The 25,148-nt window shown below is 45.6% G+C and carries 21 protein-coding genes and 1 riboswitch; of the genes, 9 read left to right on the top strand and 12 right to left on the bottom strand.

The genetic code is table 11. From position 1 onward, the window contains the following. Positions 1-195: 195 nt before the first annotated feature. From hemG to AB4154_RS09665, 3 genes are read right to left on the bottom strand one after another with little or no spacing between them, the layout of a single operon-like run. Complete coding sequence (hemG, locus tag AB4154_RS09655) at positions 196-723, bottom strand: menaquinone-dependent protoporphyrinogen IX dehydrogenase (RefSeq protein ID WP_372122830.1); 528 nt, start codon at positions 721-723, stop codon at positions 196-198. Between the two features lie 10 nt (positions 724-733). Then, the gene (locus AB4154_RS09660; RefSeq protein ID WP_008223210.1) at positions 734-2,191 is read right to left on the bottom strand and encodes a TrkH family potassium uptake protein; all 1,458 of its coding nucleotides are present in this window, start codon (positions 2,189-2,191) and stop codon (positions 734-736) included. Positions 2,192-2,225: 34 nt separating this feature from the next. Continuing rightward, on the bottom strand, positions 2,226-2,849 hold the full coding sequence (locus tag AB4154_RS09665) for a YigZ family protein (RefSeq protein ID WP_017058823.1): 624 nt from the start codon (positions 2,847-2,849) through the stop codon (positions 2,226-2,228). Positions 2,850-3,076: 227 nt separating this feature from the next. On the opposite strand from AB4154_RS09665, the gene fadB reads away from it, so the two are divergent. The 3 genes from fadB (at position 3,077) to AB4154_RS09680 (ending at position 7,661) form a co-directional block, all read left to right on the top strand. Further along, entirely contained in the window at positions 3,077-5,248 is a 2,172-nt protein-coding gene (fadB, locus tag AB4154_RS09670) for a fatty acid oxidation complex subunit alpha FadB (RefSeq protein WP_372122831.1), read from the top strand. 26 nt (positions 5,249-5,274) lie between these two features. Next, positions 5,275-6,438, top strand: coding sequence for an acetyl-CoA C-acyltransferase FadA (fadA, locus tag AB4154_RS09675; RefSeq protein ID WP_004736671.1), 1,164 nt, complete (start codon positions 5,275-5,277; stop codon positions 6,436-6,438). Between the two features lie 242 nt (positions 6,439-6,680). Next, positions 6,681-7,661 (top strand): MDR family oxidoreductase, encoded by a 981-nt coding sequence (locus AB4154_RS09680; RefSeq protein ID WP_017058820.1) that lies wholly within the window; start codon positions 6,681-6,683, stop codon positions 7,659-7,661. A gap of 135 nt (positions 7,662-7,796) precedes the next feature. Here the strand turns inward: AB4154_RS09680 and AB4154_RS09685 are convergent, their stop codons facing one another. Together AB4154_RS09685 and AB4154_RS09690 are read right to left on the bottom strand one after the other, a co-directional pair. Then, positions 7,797-8,738: a LysR family transcriptional regulator gene (locus AB4154_RS09685; protein WP_004736673.1), complete on the bottom strand. Its 942-nt coding sequence runs from the start codon at positions 8,736-8,738 to the stop codon at positions 7,797-7,799. 156 nt (positions 8,739-8,894) lie between these two features. Continuing rightward, complete coding sequence (locus tag AB4154_RS09690; protein WP_004736674.1) at positions 8,895-9,080, bottom strand: hypothetical protein; 186 nt, start codon at positions 9,078-9,080, stop codon at positions 8,895-8,897. Positions 9,081-9,229: 149 nt separating this feature from the next. On the opposite strand from AB4154_RS09690, the gene tusA reads away from it, so the two are divergent. Beyond that, positions 9,230-9,481: a sulfurtransferase TusA gene (tusA, locus tag AB4154_RS09695; protein ID WP_004736675.1), complete on the top strand. Its 252-nt coding sequence runs from the start codon at positions 9,230-9,232 to the stop codon at positions 9,479-9,481. A gap of 83 nt (positions 9,482-9,564) precedes the next feature. On the opposite strand, the gene AB4154_RS09700 is transcribed toward tusA, so the two are convergent. Further along, a complete protein-coding gene (locus AB4154_RS09700; RefSeq protein ID WP_372122833.1) occupies positions 9,565-9,819 on the bottom strand; it encodes a hypothetical protein in 255 nt (84 codons plus the stop codon). 151 nt (positions 9,820-9,970) lie between these two features. Then, positions 9,971-10,525, bottom strand: coding sequence for a TMEM165/GDT1 family protein (locus AB4154_RS09705; protein ID WP_017058817.1), 555 nt, complete (start codon positions 10,523-10,525; stop codon positions 9,971-9,973). A 93-nt stretch (positions 10,526-10,618) separates the two neighbouring features. Then, positions 10,619-10,735, bottom strand: a riboswitch (yybP-ykoY riboswitch). A 210-nt stretch (positions 10,736-10,945) separates the two neighbouring features. Between AB4154_RS09705 and glyQ the strand changes: the two genes are divergently transcribed. From glyQ to AB4154_RS09725, 4 genes are all read left to right on the top strand, one after another. Then, positions 10,946-11,860 carry a glycine--tRNA ligase subunit alpha gene (gene glyQ, locus AB4154_RS09710; RefSeq protein WP_017632669.1) on the top strand — a complete coding sequence of 305 codons (915 nt, stop codon included), beginning with the start codon at positions 10,946-10,948 and terminating at the stop codon, positions 11,858-11,860. 2 nt (positions 11,861-11,862) lie between these two features. After that, positions 11,863-13,929, top strand: a complete 2,067-nt coding sequence (gene glyS, locus AB4154_RS09715; RefSeq protein WP_017058814.1) for a glycine--tRNA ligase subunit beta — start codon at positions 11,863-11,865, stop codon at positions 13,927-13,929. A gap of 202 nt (positions 13,930-14,131) precedes the next feature. Further along, a complete protein-coding gene (locus AB4154_RS09720) occupies positions 14,132-16,219 on the top strand; it encodes an alpha-amylase (RefSeq protein ID WP_017058813.1) in 2,088 nt (695 codons plus the stop codon). 254 nt (positions 16,220-16,473) lie between these two features. Further along, positions 16,474-17,724, top strand: a complete 1,251-nt coding sequence (locus AB4154_RS09725) for a valine--pyruvate transaminase (protein WP_372122835.1) — start codon at positions 16,474-16,476, stop codon at positions 17,722-17,724. A gap of 106 nt (positions 17,725-17,830) precedes the next feature. Here AB4154_RS09725 and AB4154_RS09730 read toward each other — a convergent pair whose 3' ends face one another. Beyond that, positions 17,831-18,265, bottom strand: coding sequence for an Hsp20 family protein (locus AB4154_RS09730; RefSeq protein ID WP_009848140.1), 435 nt, complete (start codon positions 18,263-18,265; stop codon positions 17,831-17,833). 142 nt (positions 18,266-18,407) lie between these two features. On the opposite strand from AB4154_RS09730, the gene AB4154_RS09735 reads away from it, so the two are divergent. Beyond that, positions 18,408-18,530 (top strand): hypothetical protein, encoded by a 123-nt coding sequence (locus AB4154_RS09735; RefSeq protein ID WP_267869012.1) that lies wholly within the window; start codon positions 18,408-18,410, stop codon positions 18,528-18,530. A gap of 239 nt (positions 18,531-18,769) precedes the next feature. On the opposite strand, the gene gyrB is transcribed toward AB4154_RS09735, so the two are convergent. From gyrB to dnaA, 4 genes are all read right to left on the bottom strand, one after another. Further along, complete coding sequence (gene gyrB, locus AB4154_RS09740) at positions 18,770-21,187, bottom strand: DNA topoisomerase (ATP-hydrolyzing) subunit B (RefSeq protein ID WP_372122837.1); 2,418 nt, start codon at positions 21,185-21,187, stop codon at positions 18,770-18,772. A gap of 17 nt (positions 21,188-21,204) precedes the next feature. Next, the gene (gene recF / locus AB4154_RS09745) at positions 21,205-22,284 is read right to left on the bottom strand and encodes a DNA replication/repair protein RecF (protein ID WP_017058810.1); all 1,080 of its coding nucleotides are present in this window, start codon (positions 22,282-22,284) and stop codon (positions 21,205-21,207) included. A 53-nt stretch (positions 22,285-22,337) separates the two neighbouring features. Continuing rightward, positions 22,338-23,438 carry a DNA polymerase III subunit beta gene (gene dnaN / locus AB4154_RS09750; protein ID WP_017058809.1) on the bottom strand — a complete coding sequence of 367 codons (1,101 nt, stop codon included), beginning with the start codon at positions 23,436-23,438 and terminating at the stop codon, positions 22,338-22,340. 81 nt (positions 23,439-23,519) lie between these two features. After that, complete coding sequence (dnaA, locus tag AB4154_RS09755) at positions 23,520-24,941, bottom strand: chromosomal replication initiator protein DnaA (RefSeq protein WP_017058808.1); 1,422 nt, start codon at positions 24,939-24,941, stop codon at positions 23,520-23,522. Positions 24,942-25,148: the final 207 nt, after the last annotated feature.

Raw genomic sequence — 25,148 nt, forward strand, 5'->3', positions numbered from 1 at the left:
AAACTTTTTTCAAGCGCTTGGCTTGGCTAATTTGGCTTGCTGATTCGTTCTGGTTTCCTAAGAAGCCATCCCGTGTCAGCGAGGTGGCATTATAGAGATTTCGATCACACTGGCAAGCCCTTTTTTAAGTTTTTTTCGTTTTTTTATTCGTTCGATTAAAAAGAACTCAAAACGCCTCAAAAGTAGGCTTTTATCTTACATATTCTTCAGTTTTTCAGTGAACAAAGAGACTTTTTCCCAGTTTGTGTACTCAACTTCCTTCGTTGTATCCGTTTCACCACCTGTCATATTCATAATAAAGCTGATCATGGTTCTATCGAACCAGTTATAACGTGGGTAATAGAGGGCACCTGCAAATACACCGATTAAAGTCGGCTGCCATGGAGACTTGGTAAGGAACTTCTTAATATACGCACTGCCTTCTGGTGTATCTTTGCCTTGGTCTTCTTTACGCGCCGTTAAGTTAACACAGAAGAACGCAACCTTGCTTGATTGCAACTGAGTAAGGTTGGCATCAATAAATTGATATAGCTTCTTATTAAGGTGGCCATAACGAATCGATGCGCCAATCAACACTCTGTCGTACTGAGCAAAGTCCACCTTGCCAATAGTGTGCAGATCTTGAAGCTCACATTCGAACTCACTCATTTCTTCTTTTATATAGTTCAAGATTTTCTTGGTCTGCCCTTCACGGCTTGAATACAAAAATAGAGCTTTTGCCACAATGTTGTCCTTAGCTACGCCAAAACGTAGGGGTCAATAAGATTAATAAGGTGAAGATTTCTAATCGGCCAAACAGCATAGATACGATAAGTACCCATTTTGCTTTGTCGTTCACATCGCCAAAGTGCACCGCGACTTCACCAAGGCCCGGGCCAAGGTTATTTAATGTCGCCGCTACCGCAGAGAAAGCACTCAACTCGTCCATACCAGTTGCAATAAGAGCCAGCATACAAACCACAAACACTAATGCGTATGCAGAGAAGAAGCCCCAGACCGCATCTACAACACGTTGTGGTAGTGCAGAACCGCCAACCTTGATGGTATAGACAGCCCGTGGGTGAACAAGACGCTTCATTTCACGAGCACCTTGCAGAGTAAGTAGTAAGATTCGAATCACTTTCATACCACCACCCGTAGAACCTGCACATCCCCCTATAAAAGAAGAGAACAAAAGCAGTACGGGTAAGAACAATGGCCACTCTGAGAAACCCGTCGTTGTAAAACCCGCGGTCGTAGAGATAGACACGGTTTGGAACAAGGCTTGGTCGAAAGCATCGTAGTACGAATCATAAGAGTGATGATTGAGCAGTAATAAGAAACAAACCAAGAACAGTACTGCCTGAATAAAGATAAAGGCGCGGAACTCAGGATCTTTCCAATAATACTTAGGATGCACACCACCTGAAGCAAATGCAGCAAAGTGAAGCGAATAGTTACATGCGGATATAAGAAGGAACACAACTGTAATCATGTTGATCGCAGGGCTATTGAAATACCCCATGCTCGCATCGTGAGTCGAGAAGCCACCAATCGCAATAGTAGAGAAGCTATGACTGATGGCATCAAAGAAGCTCATCCCAGCAAGCCAAAACGCCACTGCACAAGCAATGGTTAAGCTCAGGTAGATGTACCAAAGCGCTTTTGCCGTTTCAGCAATACGCGGAGTCATCTTGCTATCTTTTACTGGACCCGGGATTTCAGCACGATATAACTGCATACCACCGATACCCAGAACAGGGAGGATAGCTACCGCTAATACGATGATACCCATACCACCAAACCATTGTAGGAACTGACGATAAAAAAGAATCGCCTTAGGCAGATCATCGAGGCCGACAATTACGGTCGCACCTGTCGTAGTTAATGCAGAGAAGGATTCGAAGAAAGCATCGGTTACCGACACATTGGGGTTATCGGCGATCAAAAACGGCAGCGCACCCGCACTACCGATTACCGTCCAAAACAGAACAACAATCAAAAAGCCATCACGCGCTTTCAATTCATGCTTATAACGTCGGTTTGGAAACCAGCAAGTTGCTCCACAGAATAAGAGAACGAAGAAGGTCGTCACAAATGGCACACCCGCACCATCTCGATAGATCAGTGCGACGAGCGCAGGAGCAAGCATTGATACACTAAAAAGTGCTAATAATAATCCGACGATTCGAATAATTGAGCGAAATTGCATGAGCTATTGAACGAAGCGAAATGCTTCACACTTCCTAGTTGTCTTTGACTTTCGTTACCAGTGCCTTAGCACCGCTTTTATTGATCATGGTTTGGGTAAACGAATCTACCTGAAGGAGCTCTATTTCAATAATAAGCTCAACTTGAACACCATAATCCGCTTGGACCTCAACAGCCTGATGCTGAGCCATGATGGATTGTGCGATCGGCACAAAGCCATAGTCTAACTCTAGCCGTAATTTTGTGGTTATTTTTTTCTCGATAGTTTGAAGCAGCTTGAGAGCTTGTTGTACGCCACCGCCGTAAGCCTTAACCAAACCGCCGGTTCCAAGCTTAATTCCGCCAGAGTAGCGCGTCACAACAGCCGTTAATTCACCGACACCAGAGCCCGATAGTTGCGCCAAGATAGGCTTACCCGCTGTACCCGAGGGTTCACCATCATCACTGAAACCCCAAAGCATTGAGTCTTCAGGTCGACCAGCAACAAAACCCCAACAGTTATGTCGTGCTGAAGAATGCTCTTTTTTCACCTGTTCTACGAACTGTTTTGCAGCTTCAACACTTGGAGTATGAGCAAGATGCGTAATAAAGACGCTCTTTTTTATCTCTTCTTCAAACAGAGCCGACGCAGAAGGTATTAAATAAGGCTGTTCATTCATATCGTTAACTTAGTTAATAAGAGCGACGAAGTGTATCACGCGTGAATAATAAGGGTTAGAGGATCTGTGCCATCGCACAATGTTAAACAATTGTTTAAAAAATGTATTGAAATTAATCAAGCAGAGGTACAGACTAAGATAACTGGTCTTACCAGGTATTCTACAATAATAGAAAGATAACAAGATTCTCTCAAACAATCGTGGATTGTATGTCATGGAGATAGACAATGATTTACCAAGCTAACACCCTACAGGTAAAGGAATTACAAGATGGTATTGCGGAATTAAGCTTCTGTGCACCAGCCTCTGTAAACAAACTCGACCTTGCTACTTTAGAATCACTAGATAAAGCGTTAGATGCTCTTAATGCTCACGCAGGATTACGTGGTTTAATCTTAACTTCAAACAAAGACGCGTTCATTGTAGGCGCAGACATCACTGAATTTCTTGGCCTATTTGCTAAGCCAGAAGCAGAACTTGATGAATGGTTAAGATTCGCTAATTCAATCTTCAGCAAGCTCGAAGACCTTCCTGTCCCAACTCTTTCAATGATGCGTGGCCATGCCCTTGGCGGCGGCTGTGAATGTGTACTCGCTACCGATTTCCGTATCGGTGACAAGACCACCAGCATTGGCCTACCTGAAACCAAACTTGGCATCATGCCTGGTTTTGGTGGTTGTGTGCGCCTACCTCGTGTTATCGGTGCTGACAGCGCAATGGAAATTATCACGCAAGGCAAAGCATGCCGTGCAGATGAAGCGCTTAAAGTTGGCTTGTTAGATGCGATTGTTGAAACAGACCAGTTACTAGAATCGGCAATCAATACCGTTTCTCTGGCTGCTAATGAAAAATTAGACTGGCAGCTACGCCGTAAACAAAAGACATCAGCGCTTTCACTAAGCAAACTCGAAGCGATGATGAGCTTTACCATGGCGAAGGGCTTAGTTGCTCAAAAAGCAGGGCCTCACTACCCAGCTCCGATTACTTCTGTGATTGCGATTGAAGAAGCAGCACGCAGCAATCGCGATGCAGCACTCGACATCGAACGTAAGCACTTCGTTAAGCTAGCGAAATCGGAAGAAGCAAAAGCATTAGTTGGCTTATTCCTGAATGACCAGTACATCAAAGGCTTAGCGAAACAAGCGGGTAAGTCAGCAAACAAAGCAACTGAGCGTGCAGCCGTACTTGGTGCAGGTATCATGGGCGGCGGTATTGCTTACCAATCAGCTCTAAAAGACGTGCCAGTGATGATGAAAGACATCGCACAAGCATCGCTTGATCTAGGTATGAACGAAGCATCTAAGCTGTTGAATAAACGCTTATCACGCGGTCGCTTAGATGGATTCAAGATGGCAGGTATTCTGTCTTCTATTACTCCAAGCCTGCATTACGCGGGTGTAGAACAGTCGGATGTGATTGTTGAAGCAGTAGTAGAAAACCCGAAAGTAAAAGCAGCAGTACTGAGCGAAGTGGAAGGTTTGGTTGGTGAAGACACGGTTCTAACATCAAACACCTCTACAATTCCGATCAACCTGCTAGCGAAATCACTGAAGCGCCCAGAAAACTTCTGTGGCATGCACTTCTTTAACCCTGTGCATCGCATGCCTTTGGTTGAGATCATCCGTGGTGAACAAACTTCAGAAGAGACCATCAATCGCGTGGTTGCTTACGCAGCGAAGATGGGTAAATCCCCAATCGTTGTTAACGACTGCCCAGGCTTCTTCGTTAACCGTGTACTTTTCCCTTACTTTGGCGGTTTCAGCATGTTGCTACGCGACGGTGCTGATTTCACTAAGATCGATAAAGTGATGGAGCGCAAGTTCGGTTGGCCAATGGGCCCGGCTTACTTACTAGACGTTGTAGGCCTAGACACTGCACACCACGCACAAGCTGTGATGGCGCAAGGTTTCCCAGAGCGTATGGGCAAAGAAGGTCGTGATGCGATTGATGCACTTTACGTTGCTGAAAAATACGGTCAGAAAAACGGTAGCGGTTTCTACACATACAGCGTAGACAAGCGTGGTCGTCCGAAGAAGACCTTCTCTGAAGACATTCTTCCTATCTTGGCTGACGTATGTCAAGCACCACAAGATTTTGATGACCAAACAATTATCCAGCGCGTGATGATTCCAATGATCAACGAAGTGGTGCTTTGTCTAGAAGAAGGCATTATCGCGACACCGCAAGAAGCGGATATGGCACTGGTTTACGGTTTAGGCTTCCCTCCATTTAGAGGCGGCGTATTCCGCTACTTAGACAGTGTGGGCATTGGTAACTTCGTTGAAATGGCGAAAGGCTACCAAGACTTAGGTGCAATGTACCAAGTTCCTCAGCTATTGCTTGATATGGCAGCGAAGGGCGAAAGCTTTTACGACAGCCAACAAGCCAGTTCTCTGTAACCCACATTTGGAAAAGGAATAGCAAAATGAAAAATGTAGTTGTTGTTGATTGCCTTCGCACCCCAATGGGACGTTCCAAAGGTGGAGCTTTCCGTCACACTCGTGCTGAAGATCTGTCTGCACATTTGATGAAAGGCATTTTAGAGCGCAACCCAGAAGTAAACCCTGTCGAAATTGAAGATATTTACTGGGGTTGTGTACAACAAACACTAGAGCAAGGCTTCAACGTTGCACGTAACGCTGCCTTGCTTGCTGGTCTACCGATTGAGATTGGTGCTGTAACAGTCAACCGTTTATGTGGTTCATCTATGCAAGCTTTGCATGATGCAACTCGCTCTATCATGGTTGGTGATGCTGAAATCTGCCTGATTGGTGGTGTGGAGCACATGGGCCACGTACCAATGAACCATGGTGTTGATTTTCACCCAGGCATGTCAAAACACGTAGCAAAAGCGGCCGGCATGATGGGGCTAACCGCTGAGATGTTAGGCAAAATGCACGGTATTAGCCGTGAAGACCAAGATGCATTCGCAGCACGCTCACATGCTCGCGCTCAAGCAGCTACGGTTGAAGGTCGTTTCAAAAATGAAATCCTGCCAACCGAAGCTCACGCTGCAGACGGTTCTCTGTTCACTCTGGATTACGACGAAGTCATTCGCCCAGAGACAACAGTTGAAGGCTTATCCCAGCTGCGTCCGGTATTTGACCCAGCAAACGGCACAGTAACAGCAGGTACTTCATCAGCTCTGTCTGATGGTGCTTCTGCAATGCTTATCATGAGCGAAGAGAAAGCTAACGCACTTGGCCTTAAGATTCGCGCTCGCGTGAAGTCTATGGCTATCGCTGGCTGCGATCCTTCAATCATGGGTTACGGCCCAGTACCAGCAACCAAAAAAGCACTTAAACGTGCAGGACTAACCATTGAAGACATGGGTGTGATTGAGTTAAACGAAGCGTTTGCTGCTCAATCTCTACCTTGTGCTAAAGACTTAGGTCTACTGGATGTTGTTGACGAGAAAGTAAACCTTAACGGCGGTGCGATTGCTCTGGGTCACCCACTAGGCTGTTCTGGTTCTCGTATCTCGACGACGCTAATCAACCTGATGGAAGCACAAGACGTGAAATACGGCTTGGCGACTATGTGTATTGGTTTAGGCCAAGGTATTGCAACGGTATTTGAACGCCCATAGCGTTTACTGACTGTAATATTTGAAGGGTAATCTTTTGTGCAGCTATATTTATATAGCTGCACTTTTTATTGCTTGGCATCCAACAATGCATCGATTGTGTTCAGCGAACTCAACGAGAGAAAAACCAACCCTGACATCTATGCACAAAACGCATATATTCAATGTTGATGTTTCATTATTTTTTCTCGGATGATTCAACTAAAGTTACTTCAGTTTCCTAATATTCCTCCACGGAGCAGATCATGTTTAAAGCACTTGTACTAAACCAAGAAGACAAAAAAACTATCGCGTCAGTTTCTCAAATTGAAGAATCTCAATTACCAGAAGGTAACGTGAAGATTGATGTTAGCTACTCTTCTTTGAACTACAAAGATGGTTTGGCGATTACAGGTAAAGGGCGCATTGTTCGCAACTTCCCTATGGTTCCTGGTATCGACCTTTCTGGTGTGGTTTCACAATCTGATGACCCTCGCTACAAAGCAGGCGACGAAGTGGTTCTAACTGGTTGGGGTGTTGGTGAAGGTCACTGGGGCGGCATGGCTGAGAAAGCAAGCCTAAACGGTGACTGGTTAGTGCCGATGCCTAAAGGTCTAGACGCTAAGAAAGTAATGGCGATTGGTACAGCAGGCTTCACAGCAATGCTTTGTGTTCAAGCTATTGTCGATGCTGGCATCAAGCCTGAAGACGGTGAAATCCTAGTTACCGGCGCAAGTGGCGGTGTAGGTAGCGTATCTATCACTCTACTAAACCAACTGGGCTACAAAGTGGCAGCAGTGACTGGCCGTGCTTCTGTAAACGGTGAACTACTTAAATCACTAGGCGCGACACGTATTGTAGAGCGTGCTGAACTAGAAGAACCAGCTAAGCCACTAGAAAAACAACTGTGGGCTGGCGCTATCGATACGGTAGGCAGCAAAGTGCTTGCGAAAGTATTGGCGCAAATTGATTACAACGGTGCGGTTGCGATGTGTGGTCTAGCAGGCGGTTTTGACTTACCAACCACGGTAATGCCATTCATTCTGCGTAACGTTCGCCTACAAGGTGTTGATTCTGTAATGTGCCCTCGTGAAAAACGTATTAAAGCGTGGGAACAACTGGCTGAGCTACTACCAGAATCTTTCTACGCTCAAGCAACCAAAGAAGTGTCTTTAGACGGTGCAATTCAAGCAGCAGAAGACATCACTAACGGTCAAATCACTGGTCGCGTAGTCATTAAACTATAGGCTCTCAAACATAAAGTTATCAAACCTTAAGCAACAGCTTTAGGCTTGGATAACCCAAAACAACAAAGGGCTGATTTTTATCAGCCCTTTTGCGTTTTTGTCATTCAGGTCAAGTGAACTCAGACTCAGATCCGGTTAACCCAAACCGACATCCGCAATCCGTTTTTGAATCAACTCACCACACTCTTCTTTTACCACTCTTCTTAACCATTGTTGTGAAGCAGAAGAATCGCAACGCGAGTGCCAGATCAGTGAGTAATCAAACGGCATAAATTCAAATGGTAATGGCTTAACAACCAAGTCATAACGCTCTGCTACCAAATAAGCCAAATCAGCAGGCACAGTAATCACCAACGGCATTCTATCAACAATCGCCAATGCAGCTTCAAGGTGATAAGCACGCAACACCATTTTACGAGGCTGTTGATTGGCTAACGCGTTGTCTAATAAAGCCTTAACACCATCACTGATCGCAATCATCGCATGTGGGAGTGAAACATAGTCTTCAAGGCTTAAAGGTTGATCGGCTAATGGATGGTTTTTAGATAACAGACACGACACACCAACCGGCCCCAAGACTTCTTGATGAAGTGGTGCAATGCTGCCACTCGGACGACAGATCGCCATATCAACGCGTTCGGTGCTGAGCTGTTTAAACAAATGCTCATGCTGCAACGGAGCAAACTCCAAAGAGATATTGGGTGCTTGTTCATAAATCTTAGGCAACGCATAAGGCAAGATGGTTTGCATCGCATAATCGGTGGTAGCGATCAGAAAACGTTCGCTGCAATAGTAAGGGTCAAAGTCACTCGGACTCAGCAATTGGCGAAAAGACTCCAAAGGCTGATCAATACGCTGACTGATCTCGAGTGCTTTCTTGGTAGGAATAAGGTGCTGACCTTGACGTGTAAACAACGGATCGTTTAGTAATTCTCTTAAACGCCCTAATACTCGACTGGTTGCGGATTGGCTTAAGTTAAGACGAAGCGCGGCCTGGCTTACGCTGCCCTCTTCAATCAATACCTTTAAAGCGACCAATAAATTAAGGTCTCTACGATAGATGTCTTCTAATTCCACGCCACTTACCTAGCTGTATACGATTGCCATTAGTCACTAAGTTGTTTATAGCATGCTTTAGATAAAAAAAATCCCGCAATTACGCGGGGAAGCCCAAGAAAATTTGGGGATAGTGTCGGAATGTTGTCGTATCGGAATTCGCTTGCTGTATTCGGGTTAGTGCTCTTGCTCTTCGGCTATGCCTTGCCAACGGCGCATCTCTACCCAAATACCAATAATCGTTGCTACTATGCCAAAAATAGGCATCAGTGAGGTCTCTGTCGATGAGCGTAGTACTAACGCACAAAAAGAAATAAAACAGAGAACCGAATAAATTGTTAATCTATCTAATCCTGTCAACATCGCCACTCCTTAGCTAGTTGCCTTTGCTTCAAGTTGTTATCAACTTGTTAACTAAGTTATAGGAAATGATTCTGTTTGCCAAGCACTTATTGCATATTTTTTCTGCAGACGTATTATTCACTCGTTAGATAGATATAGAGATACAAACCATGACATTCAAACCTGAACTGGCAACCCATACTTTAGAAGCTGAAGGCCTGCGTTGCCCGGAACCAGTAATGATGGTCAGGAAGACAATTAGAAACATGCAGGATGGCGATGTGTTACTGGTAAAAGCTGACGATCCTTCGACAACTCGAGATATTCCGAGCTTTTGTCGATTCATGGATCACCAGTTGGTAGGCCAAGCAACAGAAACGTTGCCTTACCAGTATTTGATCAGAAAGGGATTGGAGGCGTAACGCCCCACCGACTATCAAGTATCAAAAAAGCCGCTCGTACCTTATGTTCTTAAACAGAACTCAGAGTACGAGCGGCTTTTTGTTTATTCGCTTCTAGATTTGTTTTGCAGATGCTCCAGCTGATGCTGAATTTCTCGGATATCTTTGCGCATCGGAATAATATGCGAGACCCGAATCCAAGCCTCTACCGCAAGTGCAGTCATGATGATGGCACCCGCGACCATTGGCAGCCACATGTCCGTCAACACCATGCCTAACAGTGTAAGTGCAAGACCAAAAGTAAATAGATAACTTTGGCTTTGTGGAGTAATACCCATATAACGCGTCAACATAATCATGCCCTCGTGTTCTTAACTCACAAGATTAAAATATCATGACAAGTATGACAGTTATATGTCCATTCGCTCGATAAACCCCACAATACTGTAAGAGTATGACCTACAACACATTACTCTACTGATTGAGTATAATAAGACTCAATACCACCTGTTAATAGAAAGCAGCAGCGATAGCTAAACCCACGAATAGCAAGGCTGTGATCTTACGAATCAGATCAAGAGGCATCTTATCAGCAGACAGCTTACCGATGATCACCACAGGCACATTTGCCAGCAACATACCAATGGTTGTACCCAGAATCACCCACGCTAATGCATCCGCATATTGAGCCCCTAGGATAGAGGTCGCAATTTGGGTTTTATCGCCGATCTCAGCAATAAAGAAAGCGATAAAACTGGCGACAAACGGTCCTCGGTTTGAGATCTGTTCATCGTCATCTAACTTATCGGGAATCAAAATCCAGCCAGCCATCGCAATGAAACTGACCACCAGCACCCACTTTAATACTTCAGGTGAAAGATAATCAGCAACCACGACCCCGAGCCATGCTGCAAGGGCATGATTGGCAATGGTGGCAAAGAAGATAGCTGCGATGATAGGTATCGGCTTGCGATATCGACTGGCTAATAAAAGAGATAGCAACTGAGTCTTATCACCGATCTCGGCTAAGGCGACAGTTGTAATTGAAATTGCTAAAACGCTCACGACATGCTCATTTGGGATGGGGATTATTATATTTAACCAAAGACAAACCTCGCGCCCCATCCCGGTTCACGATGCTTGTCTATGGTCTTGCTAAGCACCACCAAGGTGGTGGTTGCCTCGAACGCCATGATGATTTTGCATCAATTATGTTGACGAACGAACTCATTCAATAGGATATGAATAAGTAAGCTACTCCCCAAAGACCGCGAGATTTTAATAGCCCATGCTTTCAAACACAAGTGTCAAAGTTATCAAAATATCCACTTGTGCCGAAAAACAAACATTAAAGGCACAAAAATCCACTAAACGACATTTTAGACCACTAATTAAACAAGATTACCCCTACTCGCTTTACGAATATCTCGGTATACTCAGAGGTTATTTTTCTCATTCATTTAAAAGAATCGCGCGAACCTGACTATGCAAAAATACGATATCAAAACCTTCCAGGGAATGATCCTCGCGCTGCAGGATTACTGGGCTCAAAACGGTTGTACCATTGTTCAACCTCTAGATATGGAAGTAGGTGCAGGCACCTCTCACCCAATGACATGTCTACGAGCACTTGGCCCAGAGCCAATGTCTACAGCTTACGTTCAACCTTCTCGTCGTCCGACCGATGGCCGTTACGGTGAAAACCCGAACCGTCTGCAGCACTACTACCAATTCCAAGTAGCGCTAAAACCATCGCCAGACAATATCCAAGAGTTGTACCTAGGCTCCCTAGAGGTTCTTGGTGTTGACCCACTTGTTCACGACATTCGCTTCGTTGAAGATAACTGGGAAAACCCAACACTAGGCGCATGGGGCCTTGGTTGGGAAGTATGGCTAAACGGCATGGAAGTAACTCAGTTTACTTACTTCCAACAGGTTGGCGGCCTTGAGTGTAAGCCAGTAACTGGCGAGATCACTTACGGTATCGAGCGTCTAGCAATGTACATCCAGGAAGTAGATTCTGTTTACGACCTAGTATGGAACGTAGCACCAGACGGTTCTAACGTGACTTACGGTGACATCTTCCACCAAAACGAAGTTGAGCAATCGACGTACAACTTCGAGCACGCAGACGTAGATTTCCTATTCACTTTCTTCGATCAGTGCGAGAAAGAGTGTAAAGAGCTACTTGAGCTTGAGAAGCCACTTCCGCTTCCAGCTTACGAGCGCATTCTAAAAGCAGGTCACGCATTCAACATCCTTGATGCGCGCAAAGCTATCTCTGTAACAGAGCGTCAACGTTACATCCTTCGTATCCGCAACCTGACTAAATCAGTTGCTGAGGCGTACTACGCGTCACGTGAAGCGCTTGGCTTCCCAATGTGTAAGAAGGACAAATAATCATGGCGAAGAATTTTCTAATTGAACTGGGTACGGAAGAGCTTCCACCAACAGCACTTCGTTCTCTAGCAGAAGCGTTTGCTTCTAACTTTGAAGCAGGTCTTAAAACGGCTGAGCTTTCTCACGAAGGCATCAAGTGGTACGCAGCACCTCGTCGTCTAGCACTTAAAGTAACTGCACTGGCTGAAGGCCAAGCAGACAAAGTGGTTGAGAAACGTGGCCCTGCTGTTTCTGTGGCATTCGATGCTGAAGGCAACGCGACCAAAGCGGCACAAGGTTGGGCTCGTGGTAACGGTATTACTGTTGAGCAAGCTGACCGTCTGAAAACAGACAAAGGCGAGTGGCTTCTTTTCAAACAAGAAGTAGCTGGCAAACCCGTTCAAGAATTGGTGATGGACATTGCTGCGAAAGCACTGGCTGGCCTACCAATTCCTAAAGCAATGCGCTGGGGTAACTCAGACATTCAATTTATCCGTCCAGTAAAAACACTGACAGTACTACTAGGTGATGAGCTTGTTGAAGGCGAAATCCTAGGCGTAGCTTCTGCTCGTACTATCCGTGGCCACCGTTTCATGGGCGAACAAGAGTTCACAATCGACTCAGCTGACCAATACCCTGCGATCCTAGAAGAGCGCGGTAAAGTAATGGCAGATTACGAAGCGCGTAAAGCGATCATCCTTGCTGATTCGCAAAAAGCGGCAGCTGCGGTTGGCGGTACAGCTGACCTAGAAGATGACCTTGTTGAAGAAGTAACGTCTCTGGTTGAATGGCCAGTAGTACTGACAGCGAAGTTTGAAGAAGAGTTCCTAAAAGTCCCTTCTGAAGCTTTGGTTTACACCATGAAGGGTGACCAAAAGTACTTCCCTGTTTACGATGACAACAAGAAGCTACTACCGAACTTCATCTTCGTATCGAACATCGAGTCTAAAGAGCCTCGTCACGTTATCGAAGGTAACGAGAAAGTGGTACGCCCACGTCTTGCTGATGCTGAATTCTTCTTCAACACAGACCGTAAGCGCCCGCTTATCGACCGTCTTGCTGAACTAGACCAGGCTATCTTCCAGAAGCAATTGGGTACTATCAAAGACAAAACAGACCGCATCACAGAGCTTGCAGGCTACATTGCTGAGCAAATCGATGCTGACGTTGAAAAGTCTAAGCGTGCTGGCCTACTGGCTAAGTGTGACCTAATGACCTCTATGGTATTCGAATTTACGGATACTCAAGGTGTGATGGGCATGCACTACGCGACTCACGACGGTGAAGACGAGCAAGTTGCACTGGCACTTTACGAGCAATACATGCCTCGTTTCGCGGGTGACGATCTACCAAGCACTGGTATCTCTTCAGCAGTAGCAATGGCAGACAAGCTAGACACTATCGTAGGTATCTTCGGTATTGGCCAAGCACCAAAAGGTTCTGACCCATTTGCACTTCGTCGTGCGTCTCTAGGTGTGCTACGTATCATCGTTGAAAACGGCTACAACCTAGACCTAACCGATCTGATCGGCAAAGCGAAAGAGCTACTAGGCGACAAGCTGACTAACAAAAACGTAGAAGCTGACGTTATCGACTTCATGCTAGGTCGTTTCCGCGCATGGTACCAAGATGCTGGTTTCAGCGTTGATATCATCCAAGCGGTACTAGCACGTCGTCCAACTAAGCCTGCTGACTTTGACCAACGTGTTAAAGCGGTTTCTCACTTCCGTGAACTGGAAGCAGCAGAAGCACTAGCAGCAGCGAACAAGCGTGTAGGTAATATCCTTGCGAAATTCGATGGCGAGCTACCAGCTGAAATCGACCTAACGCTTCTTCAAGAAGACGCAGAGAAAGCACTGGCTGAAAACGTTGAAGTAATGACGGAAGCACTAGAACCAGCATTCGCAACAGGTAACTACCAAGAAGCCCTAAGCAAGCTTGCTGATCTACGTGAACCAGTTGATGCATTCTTCGATAACGTAATGGTTATGGCTGATGACGAAGCGCTTAAGAAGAACCGTCTAACGCTACTGAACAACCTACGTAACCTGTTCCTACAGATTGCTGACATCTCTCTACTGCAAAAATAAGCACAAGTGAGACAATTACTCTAAGTCATACTCTGAGTAATTAACGGTAAACACCCAAAGGGAAGCGAAAGCTTCCCTTTTTGTTTTTGTGAACCAAGCATTTGTTTGTAGAGGTCTTATTGATTAACTGAATGAAACAGCACTCAGACTGTAGAGGGCATTGTTTGCTATAACTGACCTGTTTATTCAGGGGAAGGGAACAATGAAAAAAACAGTACTCGCGCTTTCAATACTCGCACTCAGCGCATGCAGCCAAACCAGTGACAACAACCTATTACTGACAATTGATAACGACACTGTCGTATTCGAATCATCCGGTAAAGGCACCGTGATTGCAGAACAGGAACTCGCGAAAGGTAGCTATACCTTCTCTATCAGCGATACTCAAAATACCTGTGGCACCAACTATGCGCTGGCTGAAGAAAACCGCATCAAATTCAATAAACCCCTTCGCCTAGACGACTGCGCCGAGAAGTCTGAATTAGATATCAAGATCTTTCGCGCTAACACCTATCAGTTTATGCTCAACCCACAAACCAATGAACTGACCGTTCAGATAAAGCCGAAGCAACAACAAGTACAAAGCTTTGCTTGTCCGGTTCCTAGTGACGAACCAACCATCATCGACGTTGCTCAAACCTTTGATGATGGCACCGTGGTTAGAGACGCTCTTTCAGGCAAACAAGTCACAGTAACGAATGGCAGCGTCACCATGCAGCCAGCAGAAAATAGCCAAGGTGTTCTGCTGCTTGAGAAAGTAGAACCAGAAACCAAAGCTGACTTTAGTTGGGATAACGCCACGGTTTACTTCGTAATGACTGACCGTTTCCACAATGGTAATCCTGATAACGACAACAGTTACGGTCGCAGCCAAGATGGACAAGACGAAATCGGCACCTTCCACGGTGGTGACTTGGCAGGCTTAACCGAAAAACTCGATTACATAGAATCACTCGGTGCTAATGCTATCTGGATAACGTCTCCGTTAGAGCAAATCCACGGCTGGGTTGGCGGCGGTGATCGAGGTGACTTCAAACACTACGGCTACCACGGCTACTACCATCAAGATTGGACCAAGCTCGATGACAACATGGGCACCGAAGACGAGCTAAAAACCTTCATCGATACCGCGCATAGCAAAGGCATTCGTGTTGTTTGGGATGTGGTAATGAACCACACCGGCTATGCGACGCTTGCCGACATGCAAGAGTTTGATTTTGGTAAGCTCAACCTAACTGACGAAGAAGCCAAACAAACACTTGGCGAAAACTGGACAGATTGGCAACCTGCCAAAGGTCAGAACTGGCACTACTTCAACAACTACATCTCTTACAGCGACAAAGAAGCGTGGGAAAAGTGGTGGGGCAAAGCTTGGCTACGCAGCGATATCGGCGCCTATGACTCTCCGGGCTACAATAACCTCACCATGTCTTTGGCGCATCTGCCCGATTTCAAAACAGAGTCGACAGAGACAATCGGGCTGCCTAATTTCTATCGCAATAAGTCCACCAGCGCGACCGATGAACTCAAAACACCTCGTAACCATTTAATCACTTGGTTATCGGATTGGGTGCGCGAATATGGTGTCGATGGTTTCAGGGTCGATACCGCTAAACACGTTGAACTCGAAGCATGGGCAGAACTGAAAGAGAGCACCAACCAGGCACTTGCCGAGTGGAAACAGAACAACCCAGACAAGGCCTTGGATGACTTACCCTTCTGGATGACTGGCGAAGTATGGGCACACAGCGTGGTCAAATCAGATTACTTCGCTAACGGATTTGATTCGATCATCAACTTTGAATTCCAGAGTGATATCGCACCAAAGGCGCTCAAGTGCCTATCCGATCTTGATGCTGATTACCTTCGATACGCAGAGAAGATCAACAACGACAGCGAGTTCAACGTACTGAGTTACCTTTCGTCTCACGACACCTCGCTATTCTGGACACAACATGGCAGTGACTTTGCAAAACAAACCAAAGCTGCAAACGCGTTGATGCTGGCTCCCGGTGCGGTACAGATCTATTACGGCGATGAAATCGCCCGAGACTTTGGCCCAACGGGTTCTGATCCAATGCAAGGCACACGCTCAGACATGCCTTGGGATCAAATCACTGGCGAACGTGCAGAGCTGCTAGAACACTGGCAAGCGCTTGGCCAATTCCGCCAACGCCACCCAGCCGTTGCTCAGGGTAAGCACATCATCCGTAACAGCAAGGGCTACTATGCGTTCGAACGCCAATACCAAGATGACAAGGTATTAGTCGTTTATACCGGTTCGAACTAAACCTTCATTAACATAAACACCAGAAACTAAAGGGGAAGCTTAGGCTTCTCCTTTTTTTATCGCTAAAGGTACGTTCAATAAGCAAGCTGTCACTCATTAACCAAACATTATAGAAGTTTTTTACGTGTTAGAGCATTTGGCGCTATGCGTCGCAAAAACATTGCGGTATGTTCAAGGAATACACTGATGGCAGACATAAGGTCTGCCTTAATGACACGTAACAAGCAATCACAATGAATTAGGTAAAATTAGTAATGCAGTTCTCTAAGTTTGGCGAAAAGTTTAATCGATACTCTGGAATCACTCGTTTAATGGATGATTTGAATGATGGCCTGCGCACTCCTGGCGCTATCATGCTCGGTGGTGGCAACCCAGCCGCTATCCCTGCCATGCTCGATTACTTTAACCAAGCCAGTGCCGACATGCTCGCCAGTGGAGAACTCATCGCCGCCCTCGCCAACTACGATGGTCCGCAGGGTAAAGACAGCTTCATCAAATCGTTAGCGGCAATGCTGAAAGAGACCTACGGTTGGGACATCAGCGAGAAGAACATCAGCCTGACTAATGGCAGTCAAAGTGGCTTCTTCTACCTATTCAACCTGCTAGCAGGCCAACAGCCTGACGGCTCACATAAGAAAATCCTACTGCCGATCGCACCGGAATACATCGGCTACGGCGACGCGGGTATTGATGACGATATTTTTATCTCTTACCACCCAGAGATCGAACTGCTAGAAAACCGTCAGTTTAAATACCACGTTGATTTTGAACAACTAAAGGTTGATGACTCAGTCGCGGCTATCTGTGCATCTCGTCCAACCAACCCAACGGGTAACGTACTGACCGACGAAGAAGTGCGTAAACTGGATAAACTGGCGCGTGAAAACAACATCCCACTGCTGATCGACAATGCTTACGGCCTGCCGTTTCCTAACATCATCTTTGAAGATGTCGAACCGTTCTGGAATGAAAATACGATTCTGTGCATGAGCCTTTCTAAGCTTGGTTTGCCGGGTGTGCGTTGCGGTATCGTAATTGCGAGTGAAGAAGTAACACAAGCATTGACCAACATGAATGGCATCATTAGCTTAGCGCCAAACAGTGTTGGCCCTGCAATTGCCAATCACATGATTGAAAAAGGCGATTTACTGCGCTTAAGTAGCGAGGTAATCAAACCTTTCTATAAAGATAAGTCACTACGTGCAGTTGAACTGTTACAAGACGCTATCGACGACCCTCGCTTCCGTATTCACAAGCCTGAAGGCGCTATCTTCTTATGGCTATGGTTTGATGAGCTGCCGATCACCACAATGGAACTGTACGACCGCCTTAAAGCTCGCGGCGTATTGATTGTTCCGGGTGAATACTTCTTTATCGGCCAAGAAGACGAGTGGGATCATGCTCATCAGTGCCTACGTATGAACTACGTACAAGATGATGAAGCAATGCAGAAGGGTATTGCGATCATTGCTGATGAAGTGAAAAAGGCTTACTCAGAGCAGTAATAAGAGCTTTTAGCTTACTGTAGGCCAAATACAAAAAGAGCACCTCATGAGGTGCTCTTTCACTTTTACTTCCCGATATTTTTTAGCTCTAAGGAGCTAACAGTAATTAACCTTCTAGTAGGCTATTACCATTGATAGCAATCTTACGTGGTTGCATCGCTTCTGGGATTTCGCGTTCGAGGTCGATGTGAAGAAGACCATTTTCCATGCTTGCACCTACCACTTTTACGTAGTCAGCCAGTTGGAATTTACGCTCGAAATCGCGCTCTGCGATACCTTGGTATACGAAGGTTTTCTCTGCTTCTGCTTTACGCTCACCTTTCACAATTAGCATGTTCTCTTTCTGAGTCAGATCTAATTGGTCATCAGCAAAACCAGCGACTGCCATAGTAATACGGTAGTTGTTCTCGTCTTTTTGCTCGATGTTGTATGGAGGGTAACCGCCAGAAGAGTTCTTCGATGTATTCGCTTCCATCATGTTGAATAGACGATCGAAGCCGATTGCGTTGCGGTAAAGTGGAGTGAAATCTACAGTTCTCATAATGCTATCCTTTTAGTAAGCAATAGTCTTAGCTGCGAATTTTACTTGGATCTAACCTGTGTGTGACCCAGTAAACAGCTAAGAGATTCAATTCGCATTCCTCGGGTTTCACCTCTATTGGCGACAACGCTGGGACATGGCAATGAATCAATTTTTAAGTTGTGTGCTGCCAAAGTTATCCTCTATTGAGCGATACTTCGTTAGCGGTAATGAAGGTTCTGTTTCTTCTCTTGTAGAGCAAGACAGTCATCCTCTTCACAAATAGATATATGGATTGAGCAAAATAGTTTCAAGGGGTTATTTTCAATTATTTTTGCAACTCAATATTTTTCAATATCTTACAAACATAAAAAAGCACCATCCAAAGGATAGTGCTTTTTTATGATTTTAGTTTTTTGAGACGAAGCTATTTGGCTTTAGTTCAAGGAAGAGGCGCGGAGCATACGAATGTATGTGAGCACCTCTGACACAGAAATTAAGCCAAAGAGCGAAGTATCAAAGAGACTAAACGTCTAGGTTTGCTACTTTCAGTGCATTCTCTTCGATGAAGTTACGACGAGGTTCAACTTGGTCACCCATTAGCGTCGTAAACAACAAATCAGCACCAACAGCGTCTTCAATTGTTACTTGCATCATACGGCGAGTTTCAGGATCCATCGTGGTTTCCCAAAGTTGATCAGGGTTCATCTCACCTAGACCTTTGTATCGCTGTAGGCTTAGACCACGACGAGACTCTTTCACTAACCAGTTCAGAGCATCAACGAAGCTAGAAACTTCTTGAGTACGCTCACCACGCTTAATGTAAGCGCCTTCTTCAATCAAGCCATCAAGAGCTTCAGAAAGATCCGCTAGCTTACCAAACTCTTTAGAGTTAATAAGATCGATGCTTAGTAGGTGTTCATGAGTCACACCATGAGTACGAACCACAATCTTAGGAACGCTTAAGCCTAGCTCTTCGTGTTTTTCAACTTCAAGGCTGTATTGGCTTGCACCTACTTCTTTCGCGTTTAGCTGTTCAACAAGCTGCTTACCCCAAGCTTCAACTGCCGCGTCATCATGACACTGCTCGGCCGTTAGACGAGGAACGTAAATCAGTTCGTGAACCAATGCGCGTGGGTAACGGCGGCTCATACGATCAACAAGCTTGATGCCTGCATTGTATTGCTGAACAAGCTTCTCTAAACCTTCACCTGCAAATGCTGGCGCTTCAGGGTTTACGTGCAGTTCTGCGTTGTCTAAAGCCAAAGATACTTGATACTGGTTCATCGCATCTTCATCTTTAATGTACTGCTCTTGCTTACCTTTCTTCACTTTGTAAAGTGGCGGTTGAGCAATGTAGATGTAGCCACGTTCAATCAGCTCTGGCATTTGACGGTAGAAGAACGTCAGTAGCAGGGTACGGATGTGAGAACCATCGACATCGGCATCGGTCATGATGATGATGTTGTGGTAACGCAGTTTATCTGGGTTGTATTCGTCACGACCAATACCACAACCAAGAGCGGTGATTAGCGTTGCTACTTCTTGAGAAGACAGCATTTTATCGAAACGTGCTTTCTCTACGTTAAGGATTTTACCTTTCAGCGGTAGGATTGCTTGGTTCTTACGGTTACGCCCCTGCTTAGCTGAACCGCCAGCAGAGTCTCCTTCCACAATATATAGTTCAGACAGTGCAGGATCTTTTTCCTGACAGTCAGCAAGCTTACCAGGAAGACCCGCTAAATCTAATGCGCCTTTACGACGAGTCATTTCACGAGCTTTACGCGCTGCATCACGAGCACGTGCTGCATCAATAATTTTAGAACAAACTGTTTTCGCTTCACCTGGGTTCTCAATAAGGAACTCAGACAACTTCTCACCCATTGTAGATTCAACGGCAGACTTCACTTCTGAAGAAACCAGCTTATCTTTAGTTTGGCTTGAGAACTTAGGATCAGGCACTTTAACAGAAACAATCGCTGTCAAACCTTCACGAGCATCATCACCAGAGGTCGCAGTCTTCGCTTTCTTAGAGAAGCCTTCCTTGTCCATGAAGCTGTTCAGAGTACGCGTTAGCGCCGCACGGAAACCAGCTAAGTGAGCACCACCATCGCGTTGAGGGATGTTGTTGGTGAAACAGTAGATATTTTCTTGGTAGCCGTCATTCCACTGCATCGCAACTTCAACGGTAATACCGTCTTCACGCTCAGAGTTGAAGTGGAAGATTTTTTGGATGATTGGCGTTTTGTTGGTATTAAGGTGTTCAACAAACGCTTGGATACCGCCTTCGTATTCGAAGTGATCCATTTTGTCTTCTTCGCGCTCATCAATTAGCTTAATTGATACACCTGAGTTCAAGAATGATAGCTCACGTAGACGCTTAGCTAAAATGTCGTAATGGAACTCGATGTTAGTGAAGGTTTCTTCACTCGGCCAGAAACGAATCTCTGTACCTGTTTTATCCGTGTCACCCACAACCGCTAGTGGCGCTTGAGGCTCACCGTGGCTGTAGGTTTGAGTGTGGATTTTGCCACCGCGGTGGATAGTAAGAGTAACTTGCTTAGAAAGTGCGTTAACTACTGAAACACCAACACCGTGCAGACCACCAGATACCTTGTACGAGTTATCATCGAACTTACCACCAGCGTGAAGAACCGTCATGATTACTTCGGCTGCAGATACGTTTTCTTCTGGGTGCAATTCTGTTGGAATACCACGGCCGTCATCGCTCACAGACACAGAACTATCTTCATGGATAGTTACAATGATGTCATTACAGTGACCAGCTAGCGCTTCATCAATAGAGTTATCTACCACCTCAAAAACCATGTGGTGCAGACCGGTACCATCATCCGTGTCGCCAATGTACATTCCAGGACGCTTACGTACCGCATCCAGACCCTTCAGTACTTTAATACTCGATGAATCGTAATTATCTGACATAGTTACTCTCTGACTAATTATCCTTGCTCTATTTTGCCATGTTCCACATGAAACATCCTGCTATTTTCGTCATGCATATCTGCAATCTGATCAGCGGTAATAGAGCTTACAAAAACTTGAGCCTGGGTCGCCTTTAAACACTCAGCAAGACGTGCTCGGCGTTGGCTATCTAATTCGGAAGCGAAGTCATCTATCAAATAGATGCACTGCTTACCTGTCATTTGAGTGAGGTGTTGCCCTTGTGCTACTCGTAGCGCGCACACCATCAACTTCAATTGACCTCGTGACAAGACATCTTCCACTGGAGTGCCGTTCACTTTTATCTTCAGATCCGCTTTGTTTGGCCCACTAAAGGTGTAACCAAGCTGCTGATCCCTTTCAAAATTCTTTTCTAATATATCGGCGTACGGGGTGTCTTTGTCCCAGCCACGATAGTAGTTAATCTTTATCTCAAACTCAGGAAGGAAGGTCGCACAGATTTCTTCGGCGACTTCTTTGAGCTGATCAACGTAGGTGGCACGCCACTGACTGATGCTTTCTGCTAAACGGGCCAATTCTTGGTCCCAATAGCTCAGCTCTCGATAGTGCGTTGCCGTTTTCAATAAGGCGTTTCGCTGCTTATTGAGGCGCTTTACCCTGCCCCACGCATCATAAAAGCCCGACTCACTGTGGAAGACTCCCCAATCAATGAATGCTCGGCGATGCTTAGGTCCATCGGTTAGTAAATCAAACCCTTCAGGGTGAATCAACTGCAAAGGTAAGACTTGAGCTAACTGAGCCAACTTTTGCCCAGTTTGACCGCTTATTTTAACCTCTGTCGTGCCATCGCGCTGCTTATTAATGCCAATTGGCAGCTCAAATTGATCCGAGGTCATAAAACGGCCATGTACAAACAGCTCACTACACTCGTTTTGTATGATACGACCGGTAAGTGAACTCTTGAATGAGCGACCATGTCCGAGCAGATACACAGCTTCAAGGACACTGGTTTTGCCGCTTCCGTTAGCCCCTATAAGAAAGTTAAAGCCTGATGACGGTTGAATGTCACAGGCTTCAATATTTCTAAACTGCTTAACGATTAAGCGCGATAAAGGCATAACGTCTTCATATTAATCTTCAATCACGACTCGGTAGGTCAACATAGGGCTGCTTATAAGCGAATTGGCATAACAACGTACATCGCGCTGTCATCTTGTGCGTTCTCGATAAGAGCACTCGCATTGGCGTCTGACATTGAGATGCGAACCTGTTCACAACGCAGTGTGTTCAGAACATCCAATACGTAGCTTACGTTGAAGCCAATCTCTAGCGCGTCACCGTCGAAGTTAACATCGAGTACTTCTTCTGCTTCTTCTTGCTCTGGGTTGTTCGCGGTAATGCGCATCTCGCTATCCGCAAGGTTAACGCGAACACCACGGAATTTTTCATTCGATAGAATCGCAGCACGAGAAAATGCTGAACGTAATTCATCACAGCCAGCTTCAAGTGTCTTGGTGGTATTTTGCGGCATTACGCGGCGATAATCAGGGAAACGACCATCAACCAGCTTAGAAGTGAAGACATAGTTGTTCACTTCAGCTCGCACGTTAGAGTTACCAATTTGCAGTGTTACTGGCTGTTCAGGTGCATCCAATAGCTTCACTAACTCTTGAACACCTTTACGAGGAACAATGATCTGCTTCTGAGCAAAATCCGCACCCAGTTGTGCTTGAGATACTGCCATACGGTGACCATCGGTCGCTACGCTGCGCAGGATAGAGCCTTCAATCTCAAACAACATACCGTTGAGGTAGTAACGAACATCTTGGTTCGCCATTGAGAATTGTGTTTTCTCGATAAGACCGCGAAGTTCAGCTTGTGTCACTGACACTTCAACTTCACTGCTCCAGTCTTCAATATTTGGAAAATCTGCCGCAGGTAATGTTGCTAAAGAGAAGCGGCTACGACCAGAGCGAACCTGAATACGGTCACCATCCAATACCACCGTGATCACTGAGTTATCTGGCAATCCACGGCAGATATCTAGGAATTTACGTGAAGGTACGGTAATGCTACCCGCTTCGAAATCACCTTCAAGCGTTACACGGCTGATCAGTTCAACTTCTAGATCCGTCGCTGTCATCGACAACACGTTATCTTCTACTTTAATCAGTAGGTTTCCTAGAATTGGAAGCGTTGGCCTGCCACCGAGTGCGCCAGATACTTGTTGTAATGGCTTAATCAGGTGACTACGTTCAATGGTAAATTTCATATCTTGCTCTTACGGTCTAAATGGCACTGCGTAATAGTACGTGGCCAAGATTCTGCTTATTAAGGTTAAGAATACTGTGTATTAAGAAGAAAGGGTACGAATCAAGTTCGAATAATCTTCTTTAATGTCGTGGCTCTCTTCACGCAGCTGAGCAATCTTACGACAAGCATGCAGTACCGTCGTGTGGTCACGACCACCGAATGCATCGCCAATCTCAGGCAAGCTGTGGTTTGTTAGCTCTTTCGCCAGTGCCATCGCCAATTGACGTGGACGAGCAACAGAACGAGAACGACGCTTAGACAATAGATCAGCGACTTTGATTTTGTAGTACTCGGCTACTGTCTTTTGAATGTTATCAATAGTGACCAGTTTTTCTTGCAGTGCAAGTAGGTCACGCAGTGCTTCACGCACGAAGTCGATCGTGATCGGGCGGCCAGTGAAGTTTGCATTCGCAATAACACGGTTCAATGCGCCTTCCAGTTCACGAACGTTAGAGCGTAGACGCTTGGCAATAAAGAACGCCACTTCATCCGCAAGGTGAATTTGGTGGTCTTCGGCTTTCTTCATCAAGATCGCAACACGTGTCTCAAGCTCTGGTGGCTCAATCGCTACCGTCAAACCCCAGCCGAAACGAGATTTAAGACGATCTTCTACCCCGTTGATCTCTTTTGGATAACGGTCAGACGTTAGGATGATCTGTTGATTGCCTTCAAGCAGCGCGTTAAAGGTATGGAAGAACTCTTCTTGAGAACGCTCTTTATTAGCAAAGAATTGGATGTCATCGATAAGCAATGCATCAACACTACGGTAGTAGCGCTTAAATTCTTCGATCGCGTTGTTTTGCAGAGCCTTTACCATATCCTGAACAAAACGCTCTGAGTGCATGTAAACCACTTTCGCATTCGGCTTATTATCAACAATGGCGTTACCCACCGCATGCAACAAGTGCGTTTTACCTAAACCAGTGCCGCCGTATAGGAACAACGGGTTGTAGGCTGTACCTGGGTTATCAGAAACCTGACGTGCCGCAGCCAAACCGAGTTGGTTCGACTTACCTTCAACAAAGTTATTGAACTTATGTTTTGGGTTCACGTTTGAGCGGTGATTCAAGTCAACCGCGACAGGCTCTTCATCACGCCAGATATTATGGACAGGTTTGCGAGCTTGTAATTGCGCAGGTGCTGATGACTCAGCGGCCACATCAGCTGCAGTGCGAGTCTGAGTTGGTGTCGGTGTCGCAGGCTTTGGTGCAATCACACGCTTGCTTCCCACTTCAAAATGAAGATGTGGGATATCGTTACCGCAATATTCTTGCAGCAGACGGTTAATGCTATTTAGATACTTATCACGAACCCAATCGAGTACGAAACGGTTCGGTGCAAATAGAGTTAGAGTATTGTCATTGAGTTCCGCTTGTAACGGACGAACCCACATACTGAATTCTGTAGCTGGTAACTCTTCTTGAAGCTGTTGCAAACACTGCAACCAAAGCGAAGATGACACGGTGCCCTCACTCTATTTAAAGTAATATGAAATGACCGCTAATTTTACCTGTTGATAAGTCAGATCACCAGCAATTGATCACAGATCCAGTGAATAAGATCCAAGTTATTCACAATAAATTTGTAATTTATCGGTGGATCCACACATCTTGCCCCTAATTTACTCACACAATGATCCACTTATGCCCGGATCCTTGCTAGTTATCCC

Source organism: Vibrio sp. 10N.286.51.B11 (assembly GCF_041469245.1).
Taxonomy (GTDB): Bacteria; Pseudomonadota; Gammaproteobacteria; order Enterobacterales; family Vibrionaceae; genus Vibrio; species Vibrio crassostreae_C.

What these genes read in the sequence shown, in the direction of transcription:
- AB4154_RS09660 (WP_008223210.1), bottom strand. Translation starts at nt 2,191, where the DNA reads ATGCAATTTCGCTCAATTATTCGAATCGTCGGATTATTATTAGCACTT.
- AB4154_RS09665 (WP_017058823.1), bottom strand. Translation starts at nt 2,849, where the DNA reads ATGAATGAACAGCCTTATTTAATACCTTCTGCGTCGGCTCTGTTTGAA.
- fadB (WP_372122831.1), top strand. Translation starts at nt 3,077, where the DNA reads ATGATTTACCAAGCTAACACCCTACAGGTAAAGGAATTACAAGATGGT.
- fadA (WP_004736671.1), top strand. Translation starts at nt 5,275, where the DNA reads ATGAAAAATGTAGTTGTTGTTGATTGCCTTCGCACCCCAATGGGACGT.
- AB4154_RS09680 (WP_017058820.1), top strand. Translation starts at nt 6,681, where the DNA reads ATGTTTAAAGCACTTGTACTAAACCAAGAAGACAAAAAAACTATCGCG.
- AB4154_RS09690 (WP_004736674.1), bottom strand. Translation starts at nt 9,080, where the DNA reads ATGTTGACAGGATTAGATAGATTAACAATTTATTCGGTTCTCTGTTTT.
- tusA (WP_004736675.1), top strand. Translation starts at nt 9,230, where the DNA reads ATGACATTCAAACCTGAACTGGCAACCCATACTTTAGAAGCTGAAGGC.
- AB4154_RS09700 (WP_372122833.1), bottom strand. Translation starts at nt 9,819, where the DNA reads ATGATTATGTTGACGCGTTATATGGGTATTACTCCACAAAGCCAAAGT.
- glyQ (WP_017632669.1), top strand. Translation starts at nt 10,946, where the DNA reads ATGCAAAAATACGATATCAAAACCTTCCAGGGAATGATCCTCGCGCTG.
- glyS (WP_017058814.1), top strand. Translation starts at nt 11,863, where the DNA reads ATGGCGAAGAATTTTCTAATTGAACTGGGTACGGAAGAGCTTCCACCA.
- AB4154_RS09720 (WP_017058813.1), top strand. Translation starts at nt 14,132, where the DNA reads ATGAAAAAAACAGTACTCGCGCTTTCAATACTCGCACTCAGCGCATGC.
- AB4154_RS09725 (WP_372122835.1), top strand. Translation starts at nt 16,474, where the DNA reads ATGCAGTTCTCTAAGTTTGGCGAAAAGTTTAATCGATACTCTGGAATC.
- AB4154_RS09730 (WP_009848140.1), bottom strand. Translation starts at nt 18,265, where the DNA reads ATGAGAACTGTAGATTTCACTCCACTTTACCGCAACGCAATCGGCTTC.
- AB4154_RS09735 (WP_267869012.1), top strand. Translation starts at nt 18,408, where the DNA reads ATGAATCAATTTTTAAGTTGTGTGCTGCCAAAGTTATCCTCTATTGAG.
- gyrB (WP_372122837.1), bottom strand. Translation starts at nt 21,187, where the DNA reads ATGTCAGATAATTACGATTCATCGAGTATTAAAGTACTGAAGGGTCTG.
- recF (WP_017058810.1), bottom strand. Translation starts at nt 22,284, where the DNA reads ATGCCTTTATCGCGCTTAATCGTTAAGCAGTTTAGAAATATTGAAGCC.
- dnaN (WP_017058809.1), bottom strand. Translation starts at nt 23,438, where the DNA reads ATGAAATTTACCATTGAACGTAGTCACCTGATTAAGCCATTACAACAA.